This window comes from Coleofasciculus chthonoplastes PCC 7420, assembly GCF_000155555.1.
Taxonomy (GTDB): Bacteria; Cyanobacteriota; Cyanobacteriia; order Cyanobacteriales; family Coleofasciculaceae; genus Coleofasciculus; species Coleofasciculus chthonoplastes_A.
Genome location: NZ_DS989847.1, coordinates 230876 through 256211, shown reverse-complemented (window position 1 = coordinate 256211; position 25336 = coordinate 230876). Strand labels below are relative to the sequence as shown.

The 25336-nt window shown below is 44.7% G+C and carries 23 protein-coding genes and 1 pseudogene; 13 read left to right on the top strand and 11 right to left on the bottom strand.

All coding sequences use genetic code 11. From position 1 onward, the window contains the following. Positions 1–28: 28 nt before the first annotated feature. The 3 genes from larA to rpe form a co-directional block, all read right to left on the bottom strand. A complete protein-coding gene (gene larA, locus MC7420_RS11865) occupies positions 29–1315 on the bottom strand; it encodes a nickel-dependent lactate racemase (RefSeq protein ID WP_006100723.1) in 1287 nt (428 codons plus the stop codon). 78 nt (positions 1316–1393) lie between these two features. After that, the gene (locus tag MC7420_RS11860) at positions 1394–1993 is read right to left on the bottom strand and encodes a Uma2 family endonuclease (protein ID WP_044206667.1); all 600 of its coding nucleotides are present in this window, start codon (positions 1991–1993) and stop codon (positions 1394–1396) included. A 365-nt stretch (positions 1994–2358) separates the two neighbouring features. Continuing rightward, a complete protein-coding gene (gene rpe, locus MC7420_RS11855) occupies positions 2359–3066 on the bottom strand; it encodes a ribulose-phosphate 3-epimerase (protein ID WP_006100561.1) in 708 nt (235 codons plus the stop codon). 307 nt (positions 3067–3373) lie between these two features. Between rpe and MC7420_RS11850 the strand changes: the two genes are divergently transcribed. Next, positions 3374–4942 carry a S8 family serine peptidase gene (locus MC7420_RS11850; RefSeq protein ID WP_390435284.1) on the top strand — a complete coding sequence of 523 codons (1569 nt, stop codon included), beginning with the start codon at positions 3374–3376 and terminating at the stop codon, positions 4940–4942. 72 nt (positions 4943–5014) lie between these two features. On the opposite strand, the gene MC7420_RS11845 is transcribed toward MC7420_RS11850, so the two are convergent. Continuing rightward, entirely contained in the window at positions 5015–6052 is a 1038-nt protein-coding gene (locus MC7420_RS11845) for an IS630 family transposase (protein ID WP_006100142.1), read from the bottom strand. A gap of 291 nt (positions 6053–6343) precedes the next feature. Here MC7420_RS11845 and MC7420_RS36820 point away from each other — a divergent pair. The 5 genes and pseudogenes from MC7420_RS36820 to queF all read left to right on the top strand — a co-directional run. After that, positions 6344–6472: pseudogene (locus MC7420_RS36820) on the top strand (serpin family protein); the annotation flags it as partial. Between the two features lie 182 nt (positions 6473–6654). Then, complete coding sequence (locus tag MC7420_RS11840) at positions 6655–7194, top strand: Uma2 family endonuclease (RefSeq protein ID WP_006100374.1); 540 nt, start codon at positions 6655–6657, stop codon at positions 7192–7194. A 117-nt stretch (positions 7195–7311) separates the two neighbouring features. Then, positions 7312–7689 (top strand): phasin family protein, encoded by a 378-nt coding sequence (locus MC7420_RS11835; protein WP_006100606.1) that lies wholly within the window; start codon positions 7312–7314, stop codon positions 7687–7689. 271 nt (positions 7690–7960) lie between these two features. Further along, positions 7961–8371: a hypothetical protein gene (locus MC7420_RS11830; protein ID WP_006100404.1), complete on the top strand. Its 411-nt coding sequence runs from the start codon at positions 7961–7963 to the stop codon at positions 8369–8371. 60 nt (positions 8372–8431) lie between these two features. After that, positions 8432–8893: a preQ(1) synthase gene (gene queF / locus MC7420_RS11825; RefSeq protein ID WP_006100434.1), complete on the top strand. Its 462-nt coding sequence runs from the start codon at positions 8432–8434 to the stop codon at positions 8891–8893. Between the two features lie 99 nt (positions 8894–8992). Here queF and MC7420_RS11820 read toward each other — a convergent pair whose 3' ends face one another. Next, the gene (locus MC7420_RS11820) at positions 8993–10321 is read right to left on the bottom strand and encodes a hypothetical protein (protein WP_006100463.1); all 1329 of its coding nucleotides are present in this window, start codon (positions 10319–10321) and stop codon (positions 8993–8995) included. A 272-nt stretch (positions 10322–10593) separates the two neighbouring features. On the opposite strand from MC7420_RS11820, the gene MC7420_RS11815 reads away from it, so the two are divergent. The 5 genes from MC7420_RS11815 (at position 10594) to MC7420_RS11800 (ending at position 15605) form a co-directional block, all read left to right on the top strand. After that, a complete protein-coding gene (locus MC7420_RS11815; RefSeq protein ID WP_006100439.1) occupies positions 10594–12357 on the top strand; it encodes an alpha-amylase family glycosyl hydrolase in 1764 nt (587 codons plus the stop codon). Positions 12358–12430: 73 nt separating this feature from the next. Continuing rightward, complete coding sequence (locus MC7420_RS43335; RefSeq protein WP_006100628.1) at positions 12431–12553, top strand: hypothetical protein; 123 nt, start codon at positions 12431–12433, stop codon at positions 12551–12553. A gap of 192 nt (positions 12554–12745) precedes the next feature. Continuing rightward, positions 12746–13561 carry a DUF1206 domain-containing protein gene (locus MC7420_RS11810; RefSeq protein ID WP_044206661.1) on the top strand — a complete coding sequence of 272 codons (816 nt, stop codon included), beginning with the start codon at positions 12746–12748 and terminating at the stop codon, positions 13559–13561. Between the two features lie 85 nt (positions 13562–13646). Then, positions 13647–14057: a potassium channel family protein gene (locus MC7420_RS11805; protein ID WP_006100610.1), complete on the top strand. Its 411-nt coding sequence runs from the start codon at positions 13647–13649 to the stop codon at positions 14055–14057. A gap of 96 nt (positions 14058–14153) precedes the next feature. After that, on the top strand, positions 14154–15605 hold the full coding sequence (locus MC7420_RS11800) for a TrkH family potassium uptake protein (protein WP_006100663.1): 1452 nt from the start codon (positions 14154–14156) through the stop codon (positions 15603–15605). Between the two features lie 64 nt (positions 15606–15669). Here the strand turns inward: MC7420_RS11800 and MC7420_RS11795 are convergent, their stop codons facing one another. Next, positions 15670–15852 (bottom strand): CsbD family protein, encoded by a 183-nt coding sequence (locus MC7420_RS11795; protein ID WP_044206656.1) that lies wholly within the window; start codon positions 15850–15852, stop codon positions 15670–15672. Positions 15853–16097: 245 nt separating this feature from the next. Then, positions 16098–16271 (bottom strand): YqaE/Pmp3 family membrane protein, encoded by a 174-nt coding sequence (locus MC7420_RS36815; protein WP_006100679.1) that lies wholly within the window; start codon positions 16269–16271, stop codon positions 16098–16100. Positions 16272–16622: 351 nt separating this feature from the next. Here MC7420_RS36815 and MC7420_RS11785 point away from each other — a divergent pair, with 351 nt between their 5' ends. Together MC7420_RS11785 and MC7420_RS41380 are read left to right on the top strand one after the other, a co-directional pair. After that, a complete protein-coding gene (locus MC7420_RS11785; protein WP_006100669.1) occupies positions 16623–16988 on the top strand; it encodes a phage holin family protein in 366 nt (121 codons plus the stop codon). Positions 16989–17323: 335 nt separating this feature from the next. Continuing rightward, complete coding sequence (locus MC7420_RS41380; RefSeq protein WP_006100528.1) at positions 17324–17464, top strand: hypothetical protein; 141 nt, start codon at positions 17324–17326, stop codon at positions 17462–17464. Positions 17465–17716: 252 nt separating this feature from the next. Here MC7420_RS41380 and MC7420_RS11780 read toward each other — a convergent pair whose 3' ends face one another. From MC7420_RS11780 to MC7420_RS11770, 4 genes are all read right to left on the bottom strand, one after another. Further along, positions 17717–17902, bottom strand: coding sequence for a glycine zipper domain-containing protein (locus tag MC7420_RS11780; RefSeq protein ID WP_006100526.1), 186 nt, complete (start codon positions 17900–17902; stop codon positions 17717–17719). Between the two features lie 22 nt (positions 17903–17924). After that, positions 17925–21470, bottom strand: coding sequence for a GAF domain-containing protein (locus tag MC7420_RS11775; RefSeq protein ID WP_006100392.1), 3546 nt, complete (start codon positions 21468–21470; stop codon positions 17925–17927). A gap of 9 nt (positions 21471–21479) precedes the next feature. Continuing rightward, a complete protein-coding gene (locus MC7420_RS39565; RefSeq protein WP_006100703.1) occupies positions 21480–21653 on the bottom strand; it encodes a hypothetical protein in 174 nt (57 codons plus the stop codon). 130 nt (positions 21654–21783) lie between these two features. Next, positions 21784–25272: a WD40 domain-containing protein gene (locus MC7420_RS11770; RefSeq protein WP_006100529.1), complete on the bottom strand. Its 3489-nt coding sequence runs from the start codon at positions 25270–25272 to the stop codon at positions 21784–21786. Positions 25273–25336: the final 64 nt, after the last annotated feature.

The following is a 25336-nucleotide window of genomic DNA, read 5'->3' as shown; positions in this document are numbered from 1 at the left end:
AATTTATTTCATGCTCTATTGAGATAAATCACTGATGACTGATTACAGGTAATGTCAACAAAGCATGAGGAACAACTAATACCTCTAACTCCTTGCCTAAGTCAGCAGCCACTATTGCTAAAGCCTCATCCATTGTCGCCGCAGGCAACATTTTACACGCCTCCACAACCTCTGGATAGTCACTTCCAACAATAATCACCGAATTTTGTTCTAAAACCTTTGCCATAACAAACGCCCGTTGTTGACCTGGTGGATATCCATGTTGACGTCCTTCCTGTAGAATTTGTTGTACAGAAGGAATATCTCGCATCGCTGCTAGAAAACGCTGTTCTCCTACTCCTTCACCTACGCCTTCTGGACATTGGGCGGGGATAATCAAATAACCGCCTGGATGCACAACCGGAGTCGGGGCGAAAAACAGATAACTCGCTGCACGACTGGCTTGATAGAGGTTAGCATCTTTGGGAAACCCAACCCCGCCAATTACCACATCGTACTGTTGAGAAATCGAGACTTGATTAAAGTTTTTTGCTTGTTCGACCAGTTGTTTATGGGTTTCTATGGGTTCTCCTGCTAATACCGAAACAATTTGTTTTTGATCATCAAGAACCACATTAATAATAAACCCTAATCCCGCCCGCATCGCCGCCTCTGTCACCGCATGCTGAAACGGATTTCCCTCCAGTTTACCCAGGCGACAATTGGGATGATCGATAAATTTAGGACCATGACTATAGGCAATTAAAGGTTCTCCCGCCGCCCCTACAGCAACGGTTTTACACCCACCGGAATAGCCAGCATATTGATGAGGTTCGACAATTCCAGTCGCGATGAGGATATCAGCATGGTATGCTATTTTATTAACCGATAAAGGGATACCATTAATTACGCCTAAATCTACTAACTGATCCGGGTTTTGCGGTTCATGGTCAATCACTCGATACCGATCAACCACCGCTTGTCCTAACTTTGTCACCTTTTCCGCCATGGTGCTAGGGCGATGCATTCCAATCCCACACAATAGGGTAATATCTTGGTCCCGTACCCCCGCTTTTTTCAATTGTTGTAATATCGGTGGAATCAATACCTGATCAGGACTATCGCGAGTAATATCCGTAAACACAATACAAACGCGATCGCCTGGATGTGCTAATTTGTCCAAGGGTGGGGAATTGATCGGGGTTGAGAGAGTTTTCGCGATCGCACTCTTAACATCCCTCAGAGGTGGGACGGATTCAGACACCGCTAATGTCCCCCGCATCTCTGGCGGTAACTCAAAGTCTATATCGGTTTTTCCATAAGGGACTTGGTACATTTGTCATTTGTCATTTGTCATTTGTCATTTGTCATTTGTCATTCGTCATTAGGAGTTGGTACGATTACTCAAATCGATTTACTCAAAATGGAAAATAGAAGTCAAATCAAGAATAAATTCGGGAAGTACCAATTCCCCAGATAAACTGGGAGAAATTTGTTGAGTGGAGAAATTCAACGTTTCCACCTCTCGATCAGGACGGTAAATTTCTGCTAAAGGCGTTTGGGGATCAAGTAACCAACCTAGGCGTAAACCATTAGCAAGGTACTCCTCCATTTTGCGTTGTAGAGGAGGTAGACTATCCGTTTCAGAACGTAACTCAATAACAAAGTCTGGACACAGCGGTGGAAATCGCCGTCTATCTTCCGCAGATAACGCTTCCCATCGTTCTCGAATCACCCAAGAAACATCAGGCGATCGTTTAGCACCATTGGGTAATTTAAAAATAGTCGAGGAATCAAACACATAACCGAGTCGAGTCTGGCGGTTCCAGATGACCAAATCAGCATTTAAATCCGAATTTCTAATCCCACTTTCTCCACCCGTTGGCGGCATAATAATCAAGTCCCCTTCAGCCGTTAGTTCCATCCGATGTTCTTCATTTGCTATGCACAACTGATAGAATTGTTCATCGGTTAGAGTTACCGTGGTGGGAACATGCAAGGTTATTGCTTCCATGGCTGATCGGGAAAAAGCGTTTAAGAAATGAACCCAACCAGGGCGGGTTAGTTACGTTATCGGTTGTTGCTAAACCTTATCGGTAAAACCCACCCCGACAAATCGGTTGTTCTGATATCTTGCACCGAGAGTCAGTAAGCCTTGACACCCGCCAAGAACTCAAGTTCTTGGCTAAAAGCACAAGTCGTCTAAAGACGACTACAATTCTTATCCAGTCAACTCGATTTTGACTTTCGCTTGGGTTCCTTGGGTTAAACCCAAGGCGGTTGGTGAGACTGGTGCAAGATATGAGTTTTTCTGGCTTTCAGCTTAAGTTGACATCAAACAGGGGAATGAATGAGACCATTCCACCTAATCTGTTCTGATTAAACTGTGGCTAATTCCGGTTCGGGACGCTTGCTATTGCGAATTCCGGTAATCGCTTTCGCGTAATCATCCTGCTTAAACACACCAGAACCAGAAACGATCGCGTTTGCGCCTGCTTCCAAAACTTGCCAGGTGTTGTCGGCTTTGAGTCCACCATCCACTTCAATCCAGGGATCGAGTCCGCGTTCATCGCAGATCTGACGCAACTTGCGAATTTTGGGAAGTACGCCAGGAATGAAGCTTTGACCGCCAAAACCGGGGTTGACACTCATAATCAACACCAAGTCGCAGACATCTAACACATAGTCAATCAACTCTAACGGGGTGGAGGGATTGAGAACCACACCCGCTTGCTTACCCAATTCTTGAATCTGAGTCAGGGTGCGGTGCAAATGGGGGGAAGCGTTATGTTCCGCATGAACCGAAATAATATCCGCCCCAGCTTCGGCAAAATCCTCGACATACTTTTCCGGTTCCACAATCATCAAGTGGACATCAAGAGGCTTTTCGGTAACCGGGCGCAACGCTTTGACAATTAGAGGACCGATTGTAATATTGGGGACAAACCGCCCATCCATCACATCAACGTGAATCCAGTCAGCACCAGCAGCATCCACTGCCTGTACTTGTTCCCCCAGTCGGCTAAAATCTGCGGATAAAATGGAGGGGGCAACGACGATGGGTTTTTGGGATTGCGTTTGGGTCATAACTGGTGATAGTCTCCTAAGTCCTCTGTTAGATTTTATCTTAACAAAGTCTTTAGCAATCCCCTAACAAACGGTGACATAATTGACTGCATAGACAAATCTGGTCTCCCAGCCACCCTCATCAATGGTATCAATCCGGATAAGAACCACTCCCACGCTGCAACTCTAAACTCGGCAAGGGAGGGTTTGGCATAAACGTTATCATTAGTAGCAATACGAAGTGGCTAAACCCACCCCGACAAAACTATATTTAAAGTTAGGAGAACCTGCCTTGGCTATGCGGTCGCTGATCAAAAAACTGGGATGGATGATTGGAGGTGTAGGACTCTCTACCCTGACCACCCCAATCTTAGCGTCACCGATCTCGATTGGAGAAGCTGGAATTGATGCATTGCGACTCCATGCTTCCCCCTACCACTTGAGAGGTGATAAAATCGCCATTGGTCAGGTGGAAATCGGGAGACCGGGCTTATTTGGCGTCGATAAAGCTGTATCTTGGAATCCCGCGATCGCACTTGAGCGGGTTTTTTATCGGGATCGACCCGCGAAAGCCGATACGGATGTGGATACCCATGCAGCAATGGTGGCGGGTGTCATGGTGAGTAAGGATAAAACCTTACCCGGCGTTGCTCCCGGTGCGAGACTCTACGCCTCGGCTGTCGGTTCCCCCATCCGCAGTGGACAGCCGGAAGAATGCCTGTCGTCCCAACACGTTGCCTTGCAAAATAGTGGTGATGTGCGGGCAATTAACTTCAGTTTTGGTGAATCCCTGCAACGGGATGCCAGAGGATCACAAGCGGCGCTCGATGGCAATGCCCTGTTAACAAAATGTATTGATTGGTCAGCTCGGACTCATGATGTTCTCTACGTAATTGCCGGAAACCAAGGCAAAGGTGGCATTCCCATTCCCACCGATCACTATAACGGGATTACCACTGCCTATACCACCCAAAGGCAAGGACAATTTGCCAAGGTAGACTTTGCCAACTTAAGTGATCTGCCAGAGGGAATTGGTCGGCGTTTAATTCAACGGGAAATTAATCAGGGAACTCGCCGTGCGATTAATTTAGTCGCACCAGGAAGTCGTATTTTAGTCTACGACCTGGATGGAAAAATTGTCGAAGTGAGTGGGACAAGTTTCGCCGCGCCTCATATTACCGCCTCAGTCGCCCTAATTCAAGAATTTGGCGATCGCCAACTCAACGCCAATCAACCCCAATGGACCACCGATTCAAGACGCCATGAAGTGATGAAAGCGGTGTTACTAAACTCCGCTGACAAAATCCAAGACGAGGGGGATGGGTTGCATCTGGGGATGAGCCGCACCCTATTGAGCAAAGATAATTACACCTGGTTAGAATCGGATGCTTATCTTGATGCCAAAATTCCCATAGATATGCAAATGGGGACAGGACATCTCAATGTTTTCCGCGCCTATCAACAATTTAGTCCCGGTCAGTGGGGAGCAACGGAAGCTGTACCGCCTGTGGGTTGGGATTATAGTTCAGTTAAGACTAAATCGTTTCAGGATTATGTCTTAGAAAAACCTTTAAAGGCAGATAGTTATGTGGCGCTGACACTGGCGTGGGATCGTTTCGTTGAGTTAAACGATGAGAATGGAAATGAGGTGTATGATGTTGGCGAAAGTTTTCGCGATCGCGGTTTGAATAATCTCGACCTTTACCTGATACCTCTTGATGAAAATGATACCAGCAAAAGTGCCTGTGCTTCTGTAAGTGAAGTGGATAGTGTGGAACATATATTCTGTCCCGTTCCGGTTTCAGGTCGCTATAAAATCCGGGTTCAATATCGTCAACAGGAGAATGAAGACTCTCAACCTTACGCCTTAGCCTGGTGGACAGTACCGGACAGATAAAGTTTTAGCCCAACGCTATTGCTAGATAGGCATAGCGCATCTGTAGGGGCGGGTTTCACAACTATAGCAATCCTAAATAGATTGTGGCAATTTTCCATACTGAAATATTTTGGGAAAATCGAATATTTGACCATCAGCAAAAAACTTAAATAACCACTTAACTATTTTAAAAGAGCTGCAAAGATGATAAAATTGTCTAATGAAAGTTTTAACTTGCAACCAAATATCTTCGACTGGATTTTGTTCGGGAGCGTTCGGAGCAAATTTCGTACAACTTATCAACCAGTCTTCCTCTGATAAATCTTGATTAATTGTCTTTAAGTATTCTCGAAACTGCTTGGAATCATGGTAAGTTGCACCATCCCAAAATATCGATAATTTTTTTCCGGGTCGTTTCCTTTGTAAATATTCGATGAAATCGATTGTATTTTCGCTGTTTCCACTTTTATATTCTTTGACTATAAACTCTTTGGTTTGATAATCTAAAGCCCCATAATAAGTCTGTCTTTCTTTTTCATTTTTGAGAGGGACTTCTATTCTTGCATCTGTTCTTCCCCACGCATAACCTAACAAATCACCCCACAGCAGATGACATTCGTCAAGCATAAGCACCGTCCGGCTTCCAGCTTCTATTTCCGGTTTCCATTTTTCTAGCCTTGCCTCTATTTCTTTTTTTTTAGCTTTGACTAATTCATCATTTTTAGCCGGATTCTTTTTTTGAGTCTTTTTCCAACTCACTTGAGCCTCTTTAAATAAGCTATAATAACTTTGATTGGACTCAAAAACTACATTATATTGCTCCTGCAAATACTTCTGCAAGTCTGATAATCTTAGATAATCTTGTTCTCTCAACCACTGAATTGTTTGCTCTTTTTCTTCAGATTTTAAGTAACCTGCTCTACCTTTATATTGAAGCTTTAAACTTTCTACACCCTGAAAAAGCGCTTGATTTTTCCATTGGCTGATAAAACTGTGAGAAACTTTTAATAGTTCTTTGACTTCACGATAAGATTTTCCTTCCAAAATCATTTTTACCGCCAAGGCTCTTTTAATTTCTTTGGTCTCTTTTGTCTGATTGATAAAATTAGCCAATTCATCTATAATGTTCATCTTTTGTCTTTTTACTAGGGATGTGTTATTACTATTATATCTGTTGCGACCTATTTAGGGCTGCTATATCTTTTTTTCCCTCACCTAGATGTAACTAAACCCGCCCCGACCGAGTTTTATCGCTTTGTGACATTAGGGGCGAGAATATAGAGCAGCCCCAGCCAATTGAGCGGATTCCTATTGTTAATACCAAATCCGGCTTAGCTACCCCGGTTATAACCCAGTCCGCGCAGGCGGACTTTGTTTGTGTAGCAGCGATTTCAATCGCCTCCTCTTGCTTCTGTTGGCATGGTTCTAACCTCTGCTGCTATTCCCCAAACCCCCTTCGAGATGGTGGTTGATCGTCCCTTTTTCTGTGCGATTCGCGATAATCAAACAGGAACAATTTTATTCATGGGTTCCATTAGAGAACCAAAATAGAAACCAGAAATATCAATGTAGCTTGCTGAATAAATCTTTGAACCCGTTTTAACGGGTTTAAGCTTTAAGCCAGAACTTTAGTTCTCGGCTCAAGGCTCGTAGCATCCAGGTTAAAGTTGTTATTTTTGGATAAATTAGAATAGGGAAATACTCGAAAGCGTAATCAGGACGAGGAAATAACAATGGGAACAGCAACTCTTATCCCAGACAAGTTCTCACTGGATGACTTTATGGTCAATCCTCCTGAGAAAATGGAGTGGGTAAATGGTCAACTGGTGGAAAAAAACGGTATGACACTCAGACATGGCAAAATTCAACTGAAGCTAGGTCGCTACTGGGACGATTACAAAAAGTCCAGTGGTCAAGGTGGAGAGGTTTATACTGACGTGCCTTGTCGCACCAATAAGCAGGGACGTTCTCCTGATGTGGCATATTTGACCCCGGAACTGGTGGCGCAGTTTGGCAATGCAGCTACATTGCCTCAGAGTTTTCCCTTATGTGCTGAGATTGTTTCGCCAACGGATATAGCCGAGACGGTGTTGCTCAAAGCCCAGGAGTATTTAGAATCGGGGGGTGAAGAAGTTTGGCTGGTGTTTCCGGAGAGTCGCTGGGTGATGGTGATGACGGAAAATCAGGGGTTGATGTTTACATCGGGTCAACAGGTGAGTACCCAGAAAGTCTTACAGGGTTTTACCGTGTCTGTGGATGAGTTGTTGGCGTAAGCTGCATCCTTTCCCATCCCCCCATGTTTCTCTATACACTATAGAAGTAGGCAGTTTGCCAGCGTCACTCGTATCCTAGAAAAGAGTTCTTGCGTACTTAAAGGAGCATCAGTTATTATGGCGGACTTGGGAAATCTGTTTCAAAAAGCGTTTTATCTGGGCGTTGGTTTAGCCTCGTATGCTAGTGAGAAAGCTGGGGGAACAATCGGGGAACTGCGAACTCAAGCTCAAAAGCTGGCGGATGAACTGGTGGCTCGTGGTGAAATGACCACTGAAGAAGCTCGCAAGATGGTTGATGATATGGTGCAACAAGCTCAACAGCAGCAGCAATCGGCTCAACCTCCGCAACCTGAGAAAACGGGAACTGAACCCCGCCGGATTGAAATTATTTCCGACGACGAGGAGCAAACCGCTGGCGAAGAGCAGAATATTGACGCTATGCGCCAACAGGTTCAGGCGATGCAAGAGGAACTGCGTCGGCTCAAGCGTGAATAATAGAGCCATGTAGAGACGTGCCATGGCACGTCTGGAAACAGGGAGAGAATCAGTCCCTCCATTTAAATTAAGTGAAAACGTGCAAATTTAATACACGACAGCTTAATCTAACGTGCTTGGCTGTTGTAATCAGCACAAAGGATTCGACTCAATCCCTCACAATTAGCTATTGTTGTACTATCCTAAACAAACACCTCCCTTAGCCATGACCCGATCTCTAGCTAAGCGAGGATTTGCCAAATGAGGAGAAGTTTTTACTATCCGTTCCCTTATGGATGAGTGGTCTAAAAGTTTTTTGGAATCCCTGGAATCATTGGTAGATGTAGTCGATGAGGTTGTCGTGGAAGTCGCGGACATCATCGAAGACTTTGCTGAAGAGTGGCAAAATACCATTGGTGCCGAAATAGATAAGTGCTTAGAGGATATCTTTGAACCCATTATTGAGATTTATTTAGAGTATGACGAGATAGATATGACGACGGATTCGGACATGGGCTTTACCTATCCCGGAGATCCGACGCCGGAACGACATCCTGCTTGTATCGGTTGTCGTCATTACCATGGTCAAGTCTATGGCGGAAATTTATTAGTCTGTGGAATGCATCCCTATGGTTGGGATGGTGATAATTGCCCAGACTGGGAATCAAATCCTTCCATCGATGATGACTTTAACCCATTTTAGCGATTTCGGCGATAGGTTCCCTACCTGTGACCCAATAACAAATCATCCTCTTCGCGGCTTATGACTCATCTACCAACTCAGAACTCTGCTGTCTCAGATGTACCGACGATGAAATATGGTGAACGTGCCATTGCTGAAGGACAGCTAATCACGTTCCCTAACCCTCGAATTGGGCGTCGTTACCACATCGATATCACGTTGCCAGAGTTTACCTGTAAATGCCCATTTTCTGGCTATCCTGACTTTGCCACCATCCATATCCGCTACATTCCCAATGAGCGGGTGGTAGAACTCAAAGCGATTAAACTGTATATCAATAGTTTCCGCGATCGCTATATTTCTCACGAAGAATCCGTTAATCAGATTTTGGATGACTTTGTAGAAGCCTGTGATCCTTTAGAGGTAACGATAAAAGGCGATTTTGCCCCACGAGGGAATGTACACACCGTCATCGAAGTCCAACACCAGAAAGAGGAGAAGCAGGAGAAGCAGAAAAAGCAGAAGAAGAAGGGGAAGAATTAGATCCTTAAGCTGTCATGCATTTAAATTGGGTATTAGCAGCGACTTACTACTCAAACTAAACCGAGCAACTCAACTGACGAAACTATCTACAGATCTATATTATCGAGATATAGGAATTCCGGCGTCGTTTTTCAATCCCATGGTTTCTGCTGGCAATCCTGACGACTCAAGATGCAAGGGATTTACCATCTTCGGTGTCAGGGTTGACGCTAAAACTTGGGCGGTAACTTGAGCAACATCCTGTTGAACACAATAGATAAGTCGTTCGCGCAGATCAGGCATAACCGCTAATGCTCTTGTCCAATCCGGAATCTGAGCGCCTACTGGATCATTAAAATACTGTTCACCTGCGTGCGAAATAACCTGTTCAAAACATTCGATCGCTATTTCTTCTTGGTGGCGATCATACAATAAATCATTGAAGCGAGCATCGATAAAATACTTACGAGTGAAGCTTTGAGCTTCCCGGCGGAATTTGACGCGCAGCGCATGGATATGCTCCATCGTAATCACCACCTGTTCAGTTTCGGTTAAGGTTCGCAGGATGGAACGGAAAATATCGCGACACATTTTTTGCAACCCCGAATTCACATCTTCACCTAAGGGTTGATGTTTGTGGTCAAAAATACCTAAATCGACTTGAGCAATGCGTTTGGATGGCATACTGCGATAGACTTCGGCAAGTAAGCCAATTTCTAAACCCCAATTTGCCGGAATGCGCGTGTGTAGGGCTAAATCGCTAGTCAAGGCAAATTCACCAGCTAAAGGGTAACGATAAGCACTCAGGTAGCGTAAGTAGTTCTTTTCGCCGAACACCTCCCTTAACACATTAAGTAACGGCGCAATAAACAAACGCACCACTCGCCCATGAAAACTCTGGGGATAATTGCCTAAACGGGTATAGTAGGCTTTATTAAAGTCAATGCCGAATTCCTTATCTAGCAAGGGATACAGCAGTTTTAGTGGATAGGAGCAGTCATAGGTAATAATATCAGCATCATGGAGTGCGATCGCATCAGCACTCAGAGACGCAACGCCTAACCCTAACCAAACCGCTAACCCCTTTCCCTTAAACTTCAGTAAATCCACCCCCCTCTCCCGCACATCGGCTAAAAGCTGAGTAACTCGTGGACCATTTTCCCAAATAATTAGGGTTTTTTGCGGTAGGGTTTGAAAAAATTGTAAGGTTTTGGCATAATCAGTCACCGTTGGCGCATTCACACAAACGATAACCGTCTTGACAAACTCGCAATCAGCCAGATGATCGCGAATTGTAGTTAACGCGGGTCGTTTGAGTTCCTCGTAGAGCGCTGGAATTAAAACCGCCGTAGGAGATTCTTCACTGAAGCGGGTCAATCGGGTTACAAGCGCATCCAGATTACAGCCAAAGTCATGAATCGTTGTGATCAATTCTTGCTTATAGTCCATCAGACTGATGACACCTCTGCACAACCGTTTGATTATTCAATTAATTTGAAAATTATGCTGTGATAATCTATACAAACTGGAAACAGGGAACAGGGTTCGTAGGTTCGTAGTAGGCACTTTAGTGCCATAAACCTGAGGGGGTGACAAGGAACTTGAAGGTACTACTGGGTGTAGGGTGTAGGGTGTAGGGTGTAGGGTGTCGGGAAAAATTGAACTTTACTCAGTCTGATATCCTCCCGACAAACTATTTCCCAATGATCTGTTTGAACGTTATGTCACCGTCAAACCAACTGGTCAACTCGTTTGAGTCACGCATCAAGCCGCTACTAGAAGTCATCTATCCAGAGGCAGATATTGAGCAACTAGCGGCTCACTTATTGCAGTTGCTGCACCCCCACTGTTCCGATTCAGGAGAGGAAAATCCCGATAAGTGGAATGAACAGCAGATACTACTGATTACCTATGGCGACAGCATCTATCGTCAGGGTGATCAAAAACCCTTGGTGACACTGAAACAGTTTCTCGAACACTATCTTCAGGATACAATAACTGGCGTTCATATTTTACCCGTTTGTCCCTACAGTTCCGATGATGGATTTGCCATCATTGATTATCTGCAAGTTAATCCAGAATTGGGTTCCTGGGAAGATATCAAATCCATTGCCCAACCCTTTGATTTGATGCTGGATTTAGTCCTCAATCATGTTTCCAGTAAAAGTGCATGGTTTGAACAGTTTAAACAGGGACTTAAACCGGGGTGTAATTATTTTATTGACGTTGACCCAACGACTGATTTATCGCAAGTGGTGCGTCCCCGGAGTAGCCCTTTATTGGTCAAAGTGGATACCGTAAACGGCGAGAAACACGTCTGGGCGACGTTTAGCGACGACCAAATTGATGTCAATTTTGCTAATCCTGATCTGTTGGTAGAGTATGTCAAAATTCTGTTATTTTATGTTGTCAATATTGGCGCTAACTATATCCGACTGGATGCCGTGGGATATTTGTGGAAATGCATCGGGTCATCCTGTATCCATTTACCCGAAACTCACGTCTTGATCCGGCTGATGCGAGAACTGTTACAACTCGTTGATCCAGGGGTGGTAATTATTACGGAAACCAATGTGCCGAACCGAGAAAACTTGAGTTATTTTGGCAACGGAAATGAAGCGCATATTATTTACAATTTTAGTTTGCCGCCGCTGTTGCTTAATGCTTTACTTCAGGGAAAATCTGAACATCTAAAAACCTGGATGATGAGTATGCCACCTGCACCGATGGGCTGTGCCTATTTGAATTTTACCGCATCTCACGATGGCATCGGTTTGCGTCCGGCAGAGGGATTGTTGTCAGATGATGAATATGAGACGTTACTGGAGTGTGTGACTCAATTTGGCGGAGAAATTAGCTATCGCCGCCAACCCGATGGGACAGAAAGCCCTTATGAAATTAATATTGCTTTATTTGATGCAATGAAAGGAACCGTAAAGGGGGAAGATAAATGGCAAATTCAGCGTTTTATTTGCTCACAAACGATTATGATGTCCTTAGAAGGAATTCCTGCCTTTTACATTCACAGTCTGCTAGGAACGGGTAGCGATCGCGCCCTGATGCAGCAGACGGGAAGAAAACGCTCCATCAACCGCCACCGTTGGGATATCGAGGAACTAGAGCGGGAGTTAGAACAGGTAAACTCGCCCCACGCGATCGTGTTTCGGGAATTATCTAGATTGATTCAAATTCGTCGCCTTCAGCAGGCATTTCATCCCAATGCGACGCAATATACACTACACCCCTCAAATCAGGCACTGTTGGTGTTTTGGCGACAGAGTATGAAGCGAGATCAGAGTATTTTCTCGATCCATAATTTGAGCGATAAACCACAAACGTTACCATTATTGAAATTGAATTTAATTGCCACGGATAAGTGGTATGACTTGATTAGTGGACAAAATATTTCCGATATTCATGATACGTTTAAGCTACAACCTTACCAATCAGCATGGATTACCAACAAGTTTGGCAAAGATAGTTAATTGATAATCGAAGGCATAAGTGAGGTACTCCAGATTCCCGACTTCTTAAAGAAGTCGGGGATCTATCCCTCTATTGTCACTCTGGGAAAAGAACTATCAAACCGGATTGCTGAAAGCCTTTTCTGTCAAGCATTTGGGCATTGAGAAACTGATAGAAACTCATGAAATAGGGGCAAATCGTCAAACTCTATCCTAGTAATGGTTTCAGGCTTCGCCCTTCCGAAAGTGACAGAAGAGCGATAGTTTGGAATACTTACCACACACTCTCATCATTTTGGCATATAGAGCCGAGGTTTAAATTTCATCCCGGCGATAGATATGATTTTGTCTGTAAATCGATAATCTTTGTACATTCCCAATAGAGAAGAGTTGAGGGCAAAGTATTGTTATGTCTCAAGTACATAGTGAAAGTACATGGATCGACAAATTGGCTAGAGTTGGATATACCGCCAAAGGGATTGTGTATGCAACTATCGGCTTATTAGCGGTACAAGCTGCATTAGGCAACGGTGGGAAAACTACAGATAGCAAAGGCGCTTTAGGCACAATTGCAGCCCAGCCCTTTGGTCAGTTCATGTTAGCGGTAGTCGCCTTGGGTTTGATTGGATATGTAGTTTGGCGTTTTGTCCAAGCGATTCAAGATCCTGATCAGAGAGGCGAAAGTAATGATGCTGACGATATTGTCAGACGTATTGGTTATGGGATTAGTGGTTTAATTTATGCCAGTTTAGCCTTCAGTGCGATTCAAATCATTGTGAGTGCAACTCAGAGTGCTGGCGGTGGAAGTACAAAGCAAACGTGGACAGCCCGCCTGCTTGCCCAACCCTTTGGTCAGTGGTTAGTGGGTATAATTGGGGCAATTATTATTGGTTACGGCTTTTACCAATTCTATAAAGCTTACAAAGCTAAATTCCGCAAAAAGATGAAGTTGCATGAGATGAGTAATACTGAGGAAACATGGGCAACTCGTGTGGGAAGATTGGGTTTAGCGGCGCGGGGTGTAGTCTTTGTGATGATTGGTTTCTTTGCAATTCAGGCAGGTCGTCAGTATGATTCTAGTGAAGTCAGAGGACTCAATGGGGCGTTAGACACACTGTCTCGACAACCTTATGGACCTTGGTTATTGGGAATTGTGGCGATTGGTTTAATTGCCTACGGCATTCACATGTTTGCCCAGGCACAATATCGGCGGATTCGAGCGTAAATTCAATAGTATTTCAAAGTCCAAAACCTTTTTAGGTTAGAAAATCGTTGTCTGTTATTGTTGTTTTTTTCATCGAACGATTATCATGTACTTGATTGTCTTAGGCGCAGGACCGGAGGGGGCTAGCTTAATTGACTTAGCAATCAAAGATGGTCATGAGGTTGCCCTGATTGAAGAAGATGTGGAACGAGCCAGAACTGTTCTCAAAAACCACGATATTAATGTATTTCAAGGGGATATTGCCAAGGGGAGTCTCTTGGACGAAGCCAGTGCAGATCGGGCTGATGCCCTGATCGCCGCCACGAGTGATGACTCCGCTAATCTCATGGCGATGTTTCTGGGCAAAGAGTACGAAATCAAAACGCTGATTAGCATGGTAAATCATTCAAGTCATCAGTCTCTTTTTGAACGTTTAGGAGTACAGGTTCTCACCAATCCAGAAATGATTATTGCTAAGTCTCTCTATGGGATGATGGAAGATTCTGACAATGAATAAAAAGTAACTCAAAACTCAAGCCTATTTGTTATCGTGAATCAACGTATTAAAACCATCCTGCGTGACGTGGGTCTATTTCTTCATGTCCCAGGAGTAATGGCATTAGTGTCTCTACCTATCGCCATTTTTTTGGGTGAATATTATGCAATACTGCCCTTCTTCTGGACAGCATTAGCGTCATTAGCGGCGGGACAAGGGCTTTATCGTCTGTTTCGTCATGCAAAAGCCTCACGCCTACCTCATGCGTTGGTGGCTGTTGCCCTCAGCTGGGGATTAATTCCCTTTTTTGGTGCTATCCCATTGGTATTAATTGCGTCTCATTTAGCTGATGTTACTCTCCCTTCCATGACTATGCTGAATTTTCAGGAACCCTGGAATGCCTTATTTGAAGCCTTTTCCGGGTTTACCAGTACAGGACTAAGCATGGCACTGCGCTCGAGTGATTTACCGCGTAGTATACAGTGGTGGCGTTCCTTTATGGAATGGATTGGCGGCGTGGGTGTGATTGTGCTAATGGTTTCAATCTTAGAACCCAGTACTGATGCTTATCAACTTTACTATGCTGAAGGACGCCAGAAGCGAATTGGTTTAACGGTTCAAGAGACAGTACGTAAAATTTGGTGGATTTATTTGCTATTCACCGTAGTGAGTGTCGTCTGGTTGCGCTTGGTCGGAATGCCGTGGTGGGATGCGCTGAATCATGGCATGACGGGGATTTCAACAGGGGGATTTGCCATCACCGACAATAGTATTGGTTCCTATAGTCCTCAAATCCAGTTAGCTGTTATCCCGATCATGATAGCGGGGGCGATTAGTTTCCCCATTCACTATCAACTGATTCGCCAGCGAAAGCTATCCGCATTGTGGCAAGATACTCAACATCGGGCGCTGTGGATACTGCTAGCTTTGGGTGTCGTGCTCCTGGTACTCGAAGACTATTGGTTTAGAGGTCAAATTCAGTGGATTGATAGTATATTCCAGTGGGCTTCAGCCTTGGGAACTTGTGGTTTTAGTACGACAAACTTGCGATTGTGGAGTCCCACAACCAAGTTATTATTAACGTTCGGCATGATTTGCGGTGGCGCTTCCGGTTCTACAGTGGGTGGGTTGAAACTGACTCGGGTTGTATCGTTGTTTAAAGGGATTCTCTGGCGCTTTCAACGCATTACCCTCAAACCCCATCAGATGATGCGCTATGTATTAGATGGCGAAGTGATTAAGGAAAATGAAGCGAATCGTCGGATTGAGTCGGCGGCTGTTCTGGCAATACTTTGGTTGGGTTCAATTGCGATTGGTGTTGTAGTTTTAGTCCATATCGTTACACCTCAGTATAGTTTAAGTGACATTATCTTTGAAACCGCATCAGCCCTCGGAAGTGTCGGCTTATCTAGTGGAATCACCCATCCTAATTTGCCGTGGCTAGGTAAGTTGACGTTGATTGTCTTGATGTGGATGGGACGCTTGGAGATTATTCCCGTACTGCTTTTGCTATCTTGGCCCCTAGGTGGCGTAGGCAAGATGATTGGCAGGAAAATCCGTCGGATGTAACAAGCCATCGTCGGGGCAATTCACAACTTACCCCGACAGGATATAAATTTACACAGAAACAGAATTAGTCAATTTTTTTCTTGACTTCCTCTTTTACATTCTCCACGGAATGTCGTACTTTAGCTTCGGTTTGTTTAGCTTTGCCTTCAGCTTTATCTTCTGGATTACCCGTAATCTCTCCCATGGCTTCTTGGGCTTTGCCTTCAATATTTTTGGCTGTTGCTTTCATTCGATCTTCAGTACTCATATTGATTTATTTAGGTAACTTCTACATCCAGTATTATATCGAATCAAGTAGACTATATACGTCTAGCTCCAGAAGTACTTCTTTAGAAATAGGTATTATTATAGATGGCGTTATTGTGGATAATCTATTGGAAACCTCCGTTCCTCCGGTTTCCCGCTAGTCATCCCCACCCTACAGCCGTTCATTCTCGTTCCCCTTCCGGCTACGAAAATCCGTCTGTTGAGGGTGGGGACTTCCGCGATACGTTAAGCGTATCTTTCTTCATGTTTGACAATGACCCAAACCGCATGAATGGAACCCGGAAGCAAACCCAGTAAAGTTAACAAAATGTTAATCAAAAAGGCTGAGCTAATTCCTGTGGTCAGAAAAACGCCCACAGGTGGGAGAAGAATTCCCAAAACTATTCGGAGTAACTTCATAAGGATTAATAAATTCAGTTCGTCGGTTACTCTATAAAGCTTAACGGCTAAACTAGGCGATTAACCTCCATCTGGAGAATGATTTTGTCGTCATTGTCGCGTGGGCAAGGTGAATCAACTCCTTTGTATCACTTAGGTAGGTTGGGTTGAAGGAAGTGAAACCCAACAGACTCAAGCCAGCTTGTGTTGGGTCTCGTCTTTTGACCCAACCCACCTCAATTTATCCAGAAAACCAATCTGACAGGGGGCAAAATCTATCTCTGTAGAGATGACGGTCAGACCCATAAAGATAGATAGTAATAGGAGTATCGTTTTTTCAGATATTTGAACATTACAGGTGAGGAAAAAATTATGAAGGCATTCTTTTTGACCTTGTTAGCCATAGCCTTGAGCTTATTGGTTGTTGATTTAGTTGTTCCAGGGGTTGACCTAGCGACATTTCCGGCTGCTTTATTAGGTGCAGCCTCCATTGGAGTGGTGAATTCATTTATTAAGCCAATTCTGTCTGTGCTATCTCTCCCCTTCAATATTGTGACACTCGGATTATTTTCTGTGGTGGTCAATGGATTGTGTTTTTGGTTAGCTGCTGTAGCTGTACCTGGATTCACCGTTCATGGCTTATTCGCATTCATTTTCGGTCCAATTGTCCTATCTCTGGTTAATACCTTCTTGAGTAACTACTTTGCTCAACGAGAACCTGAACTTGAGATGGAATAAGGACAACGCTGTATTGGTGGACACCTGGACTTTAATTGAAGAGTCGCCAGAGTACCACTTTTAGAGGATGATGGTTAGCGCCATATATCCTAAGATGCAGTTTTGATCAGAATAACTCATCCCCCCTTGCTACAAAGCACTGACTCTCAAATTATCACTTGCTTTGAGTATAAATACAGGTAGTCTGACTCAAGTCAACTTACTGAAAACTAGGATTCGGTTAAGCGAACTAGACACAATGTCTTCTTTTATCCTAAATTGGGGATGGGTATTAACCCTTATTGATCAATAACGTCTTTTAAATCGGTTTTGACGATAACCTGTGGAGGAAAGCTATGACAGTTTTAGAACGAGTACAGGAGATGTTTGATTACCTCTGGGGAGGCGTCAAGCGAATTTTTGGCGCTAACGATGATGAATATCCAGATACAGGTGTTCAACCCTTTGAAGGCGATCGCCCCAAGGAACGGAAATAAATTACCAAGTACAGGTTTAATATAGCCATCCTGTTTGAGTTGTGAAATGCTAGATGCTCAGATCCCCGACTTCTTGAAGAAGTTGGGGATCTTGTTCTCATTCGGTTATCGGTGAGCTAGGGCGGGTTTTGTTTTTCCGTTATCGGTGAGCTAGGGCGGGTTTTGTTTTTCCGTTATCGGTGAGCTAGGGCGGGTTTTGTTTTTCCGTTATCGGTGAGCTAGGGCGGGTTTTGTTTTTCCGTTATCGGTGAGCTAGGGCGGGTTTTGTTTTTCCGTTATCGGTAAATAGCTGAATTTAGTCCCTAAACCCGCCCCTACAATTGTCCCTAAACCCGCCCCTACAATTGTCCCTAAACCCGCCCCTACAATTGTCCCTAAACCCGCCCCTACAATTGTCCCTAAACCCGCCCCTACCGTGTCTAAAGGGAAACCAGACAATGGATTTAATCCCTAACTTTTGTTACTCGACTGACGCTTTAGACAGCCTACCCAAAATTTCACTTTTTAATACATCCTGCTGTTGATTGCTTTGAACAATGACAGCGACTTGATTATTGAATATCTCCATATATCGGCGATCGCGTTCATTAAAACTGGTCTTAAAATAATCAGGAACATCAAGACAATCAGCCAGGTGATCCTCCTGGAAATTCCCCCGTTTGCGCTTGTTGAGTAACTGCGTCACCCCCAATAACTCCCCATCGCGACTTAAAACAGGCATACAAAGTAAACTATAGGTGCGATATCCGGTTGCTAGATCCATTTGTTTGGCGTGTAATGCGCCATCATGGTCATACAAGTCATAGGGAATCATCATTAGCTTACCAGATGCTGCCACTTGACCCGCAAACCCCATACCAATTTCACAGCGAATTTTCCCAACACCGGGAAGTTCAGTCCATAAATCACCCCGTTGGCGATCAACTAGCCACAGGATACTGCGATCAGCATTGGTCAACTTTTGCGCCGCATCCATGACTTTTTGCAGAATTTCCTGAGAGGTCCAATTCCCTTGACTAATCGAACTAATTGCTAACCATAACGCATCGATCGCTTGTCGCCCCTGAATGATCCGCATTTCTCGATAAAAAGATTGTACGCCTTCCAGAATCGGCAGAATTGAGGGGACAGATTGATCCAGTTGCTTTTCATCGGCTTTGCTAAACCCTTTAGGGTCAATGCGTTCAGATAATGGTGCGCCGCGATCGCTAGTAGGTTTGAGTTTATTAATTAATTCAATCAGTGCTACCACAGTCTGCTGCGAATTGACGATAGGATAGACTAAATGACTGTGAATTAGATAATCCTTAAACTGAGGAGTAGCGGTTTGAATTAACGTCGAGAGGCGGGGATGCTTCTGACTAATTCCATGTCGCATTGGTTTAGAGATAGAGGCTAACTCGCTTTCATCAGCAGCAAGCTGAACTTCTCTTAATTTTCCCGTTTCATTATCAACAATTAATGACCAAAACGCTTGGTTTTCGCTATTCAAGACAAAAATCGTCGTCTGTTCAGTATCTAGCGTCTTGGTCACTGATTTGGCAATAAAATTTAGCATGTTATGCATCACCTCATCGCTATGGTTGCCCACGGCTTGATTAAGCATTACCAGGGTATTGTGAACCCCTTCTTTGGGTTGAATTTGGGTAAACTGCTTTAAAGTTTCATGAGTCTTGGCATATTGCAAAATCACACCCACTCGCTCATTAAACACTTGCATGGACTGACAGTCATGCTCATCAAAACTGGCTTGAAATTGTTCAGGCGGTTGGGGCCAATCTTCATGTTTATAGAACGGAAAATTTCCGGGTTTCCGTTTATTAACCAATTGCGTCACGCCAATTAATTCACCATCGGCGTTAAATACAGGCATACAGAGCAAGCTACAGGTGCGATAACCCGTGGTGCGGTCAAATTTGCGCGAATTCGTCGCATCGGGATGATCATACAGATCAAAAGGAATATTCAGGGGTTGACCTGTTTTAGCCACCTTACCCACAAATCCCACACCGACAGGAACTCGCATTTGGGTTAAAGAACCATCAGCTTGGAGAATTTTTGTCCATAAATCATGGTGATCGCGATCCAAAAGCCATAAGGTACTGCGGTCAGCATTCATCAGTTTCTTCGCCGCATCCATGACTCGTGGCAGGATTTCTTGAATGTCTAAACTACTCTTATCTAGGGAACGAGTGGCTTCGGCTAAAGCGGCGGTGGCTCGCAGTTTCTTTGTGGCACGATAACAGGATTGACAGCTTTCCAGAATTCGGCGAATTGCCGGAACAAATTCTGCTAGTTGCTTTTGATCCCGTTGACTAAAGCCGTGGCGATTGATTAACCAATGTCCTTGATTGTCAGAGTTTTTGGGTCGCTTTAATTTGTTGAGTAATTGAATGACAGCAATAACTTGTTGATTTTCATTAGTAATTGGCAACGCCAAGACATTATAGGTATAATAATTGTATTTTTCATCGTATGCTTTAACAAATTCAGACCGCGCATCTTGGTAAACATTCGAGCGAATATTAATGGGTTTTCGAGTTTTTGCCACTTGACCTGCAATTCCTTCCCCTAATCGTACCTGAATATCCAGAAATTCACTCCCTTCATTTTCAGCCACGACTGACCAAAGTTCAGTTTTGTCTTCATTGAGTAAAAAGATAGTCGCGCGATCGGCGCTGAGTAAATCACCAATGCGTAAGGTTACGTCTCGCAACACCTCATACAGCGCCTGCGCCGAATCTCTACCATCAGCAACACAAGCTAGTTGAGAGACTAACAGTTTCCGCTCCAGTTCAGCCAGAGTTTTCTGAAATTGCGAATGTTGAGGTTCAGGTTCTAATGCCGCTAGATGTTTTTTTACCCAACTGGGGTTAAAAACTGACCGATAAATGCGATTGTGAACGTTTAAAATACTTCCTTGTTTGACCACTAATCCAGACAATCGCAGTTCCATTTGTGCCGGACTATCATCATCAATGATTTCTCCGTATCGATTCGGGGAATTGCCAAAGTCTGATATCCCATGAATGGCAGAGGAATGAGACGAAGATAGAATTTTTTGGTAAAGTTTTAACAGGGAACGACTGCGTTGTTCATTTCGGAGTAAGCGATCGCGAATGGTACGTAAATGTTCGGGTTCATCGTGGCTTTCCCAGTTTTCCAAAATGCGCGATCGCACCAGTTGCTCAACCCAGTGGGATTCTTGTCCTAGCGGTGGTGCATCCTCAGCTTCGACAATCAGTTTGCAGAGTTTCTGGGTGAGGAATGGCTGTCCCTGTGTCCAACTGAGTACCGCTTTCGTCAGTTCCTGGGAATTGGCAGATTTGACCGTTAACCCTTTGGTAATGGGTTCAGCTTCGTCTAAGCGAAAACCCGTGAGTTCAATGGCTTTTCCACAGTTGAAGGGAAGACTATAGGCTTGGGAACGAATTAAATCCGTTGGCGACGCCACGCCTAAAATCGCAAAGGTGAGGCGGTTATATTCCGGTTGATCGGCGCGATTATTGTGACAAGCGCGAATTAAACCAAAAAAGTCATTTACGGAAAACGGTAAACGGAGAACACTGTCTACTTCATCGACAAAGATAATTAATTTTTTTCCCAAAAGCGATTGATGTTTGAGAAGGACATCTTTAATAAATCGCACTAATCCCTGGGTACTGGATAGGATTTCATAGTTGCTCCACCAGCTATCAAAGTCGCCAATTTTCTCCAGGAGATTAAAACTATCAGCTAGGGTATAGGTAATACTGCCATAAAATTCACTCGGCGTAATATCGGGACTAATAATTTCGGTTAAATCAATCGCAGCACAGGCAATTCCTTCCGACTGGAGTCGCGTCATGGTTTGGACTCGCAAGCTGGATTTGCCCATCTGTCGGGAATTCAGGACATAACAAAAGAGTCCCGCTTTTAAGGCTGTATAGAGAGCGCGATCGGCTTGTCGCCAGACGTAGGTGGGAGAATCAGCCGGGAGACTGCCACCAACTTTATATTCATACATGGTTTAGGTTTACTGAATAAGTCTTGTTGTGGGGTAGGATGCAGGGGAAGCATGTTTCAGACGTGCCATGGCACTATGGCAAGCTGGGGGAGCAAACTTCGAGTATTCTTTGGTAAATCCTCGATAAATCCATAATAACTTTGTTGAAGCATGGTTTCCCAAGGGATTTGTTTGTGTAGGCATCCTGTATTCTAAACTTCCTCCTACCTTGTAATAGTTCGTCTCTGACATGACATAAATTATAGTTAAATTCCCTAGGCAATAAATGAGAAAGTGGCTCGTTTTATCGAACGGGGCGAACAAAGTTGAACGGCTATTGGCAAACCTCTAGTTTTTCTAAGGCTTGAGGATGGGTAACAAAGTAATAGTTGAGCCAATTGCAGCCTCGCAAGAGCATTTCATTTAATTCTTCAACCCGCCATATCCGTGCCGTACCATCATGGGATGCAGTGGCAAGGTACTTTCCGTCGGGGCTAAAACTAACACTCGTTACTGCACGCTGATGCCCCTTAAATTCTGCTAGCGGGTTACCCCATAAATCCCACAACCGGGCAGTACCGTCCTCACCAGCCGTGGCGATATACAGTTCATTGGGGCTAAAACTCACACTCCTTACCCAACCCTGATGCCCCTTAAATTCCGCAAGCGGGTTGCCAGATAAATCCCATAATCGGGCAGTACCATCATGACTAGCCGTGGCGATGTATTCTCCAGTGGGGCTAAAGCTGACATTCGTTATCCAGTCTTGATGCCCCTGAAATCCCGTTAGCGGGTTCCCCGATAAGTGCCAGAATCGAACTGTGCCATCCTCACCAGCCGTGGCGATATACGGCTCATTCGGGCTAAAACTGACACTGGTTACCCAGCCTTGATGCCCTTTGAATTCGGCTTTTTGCTTGCCCGATAAGTCCCACAGTCGGGCAGTACCATCTGATGAAGCCGTAGCCATGTATTGCCCATTTGGGCTAAAGCTAACATCGGTTAACCAGTCCTGATGCCCTTTGAATTCGGCTTTTTGATTACCTGATAAGTCCCACAATCGAGCCGTACCATCCTCCCCAGCCGTGGCGATGTATTCTCCATTGGGGCTAAAACTGATACGGGTTACCCAACCCTGATGTCCCTTAAATTCAGCGTTTTGATTACCAGACAAGTCCCACAGTCGGGCAGTGCCATCCGATGAAGCCGTAGCAATGTATTGCCCATTGGGGCTAAAGCTAACACTGGTTAACCAGCCCTGATGTCCCCTAAATTCGGCTTTTGGGTGGCTAAACAAATCCCACAACCGAACAATACCGCCCTCACTCGCTGTGGCAAGGTACTCACCATTGGGACTAAAACTGACACTGGTTACCCAACCCTGATGCCCTTTCAACTCGGCAATTTGATTGCCAGACAAGTCCCACAACCGAGTAGTGCTATCGTCATGGGCAGTGGCAATATACTCACCATTTGGGCTAAAATCGACACTCAAGACTGTACCCTGAACCCCCCCTTGAAATTCAACGAGTTGCTTCCCGAATAAATTCCACAATCGGGCAGTACCGTCAGTCGAAGCCGTCGCCAGGTATTCACTATTGGGGCTAAAACTCACACTCAAGACTTTGCCTTGATGCCCCTCGAATTCAACAAGCTGCTGCCCCGATAAGTCCCACAATCGGGCAGTACCATCTTCCCCAGCCGTGGCGATGTATTCTCCATTGGGGCTAAAACTGACACTCCAGACTTGACCTTGATGCCCCCGGAATTCAACAAGCTGCTGCCCCGATAAGTCCCACAATCGGGCAGTACCATCTTCCCCAGCCGTGGCGATGTATTCTCCATTGGGGCTAAAACTGACACTCCAGACTTGACCTTGATGCCCCCGGAATTCAACAAGCTGTTTCCCCGATAAGTCCCACAATCGGGCAGTACCATCTTCCCCAGCCGTGGCGATGTATTCTCCGTTGGGGCTAAAACTGACATGGGTTACCCAACCCTGATGTCCCTTGAATTCAGCTTTTTGATTGCCAGATAAGTCCCACAGTCGGGCAGTGCCATCTGATGAAGCCGTCGCCATGTACTTACTATTCGGACTAAAACTGACATGCCATATTCTTTGCTGATGCCCTTTGATTTGATTCCGTTCTCGAATGTTGTCAAGAATTTGTTGTAGGGCGACCACGGGACTGGTGGTAAGTTCCTCTGGGAGGAGACGACTATCTTGCGCCTGCTTTTGCAAAGCTTGCCCTGCTTCCATGGCTAAAAGTAACCCTTCGATTTCGTCACCCCTACTTTCAAACCGTTGCAAAGCTTGAAAACTGACCCGTTCGAGTCGAGTACTTTCCATCGTCTGTTTTAGTTCTCCAATCACTAAGTTGACGACGATTCCTGCAACTCCTGCCCCAAATAAAGAGACGAACAGAATCCCCAAGCCCATACGAATCGTGCGTTGGGCTTTATGTGTCGCCTCAACCAATATCTGATTTGCCTGTTCGACTGCCTCCTTTTGCTTTCTCTCTAACTCCAAAGCCATTCGTTTATCCAATTCTTGGCTAGCCGCTAAAAAGTGATAATCGCGATCGCTTAAACTTTTATTAGTTGCCCACGCCAAGGCTTCTTGCAATGCTTGCCCCTGCAACAGCCGTGATTGATCTTGACAGTTCGATTCCTCCCAGGCAGTAATTCCCTGACTATAGGGTCGCAAATTGGCTAATTCTTTCTCCACCCAACGATGGTTAAAAATCCCGGCATAAATGGGGTTATAAACTCTTAAATATCTCTGCTGTCTAACCACCAACCCCGTCAGTCGCAATTCAACTTGTTCCGGACTCTCGTCTGTGGGGATTTGTCCCTGCTGTAAAATATGTTGATAGAGTCCCAGTAATCTACCTGCACGATGCTCATTTGCCAGGATGCGATCGCGGATTGTTCTCAAATGCTCTGGTTCATCCCACGCTTCCCAGTTTTCGATAATACACTGTTGCACTAACAGCTCAATCTCATTAGCCGCCGATGGATTATCGGGATGGAATTCCTGACCCCTTGTATCCCATTCTTGAACAATGAAAGAACATAGTTTTTGAGTCAGAAACGGTTGTCCTCCTGTCCAATCCAATACCTCAGTTAAAACCGCTTCAGCATTCTCTACGTAATTCTGCAATCCTTTGATTAAAGCTGAATTGGCTTCGGCAAAAGTAAAGCCGGTTAACTCAATTGCCTGACCAATATTAAACGGTGTCCGCTGTTTGTCGGCGATCAAATCCGATGGCGTAGCGACTCCCAACAAACAAAAGGTGAGGCGTTGATAGTCGGGATTATCCACCCGTTGATTATAGCAAGCTCGGATAAACGTAAAAAAGTCATCTTTGAAGTTAATTTTCAGGATACTATCGATTTCATCAATAAAAATAACGATGTTGTCGGATAACTCGATTAGGAGGACATCATCAATAAATTCACTCAACCGTTGTACTGGAGATAACAGAGAGCGATCGCGCCACCAGTTGCTAAAGTTAATCTTCCTGGAAAGTCGAAACCCACGCAACAACTCAGACACCAATCCGCCATACCATTCTTCCGGCGTCACATGGCTACCAATGCGAGTCATATCAATCGCGGCACATTTGACACCTTGGGCTTTTAGCTTCTTCGTCATCTGCACCCGCAAGCTGGATTTACCCATTTGCCGGGAGTTGAGAACGTAGCAAAACTCTCCGTTAATTAATCCCTGATACAATTGAGCATCCGCCTGTCGCACCACATAAGTCGGGTGGTGATACTCTAAACTTCCTCCTATTTTGTAATAATTGCTATCTGACATAGAGTCATTTTAGATTAGTGTAATCCCAGTAGAGACGCGCCATGGCGCGTCTCTACAATTTGGG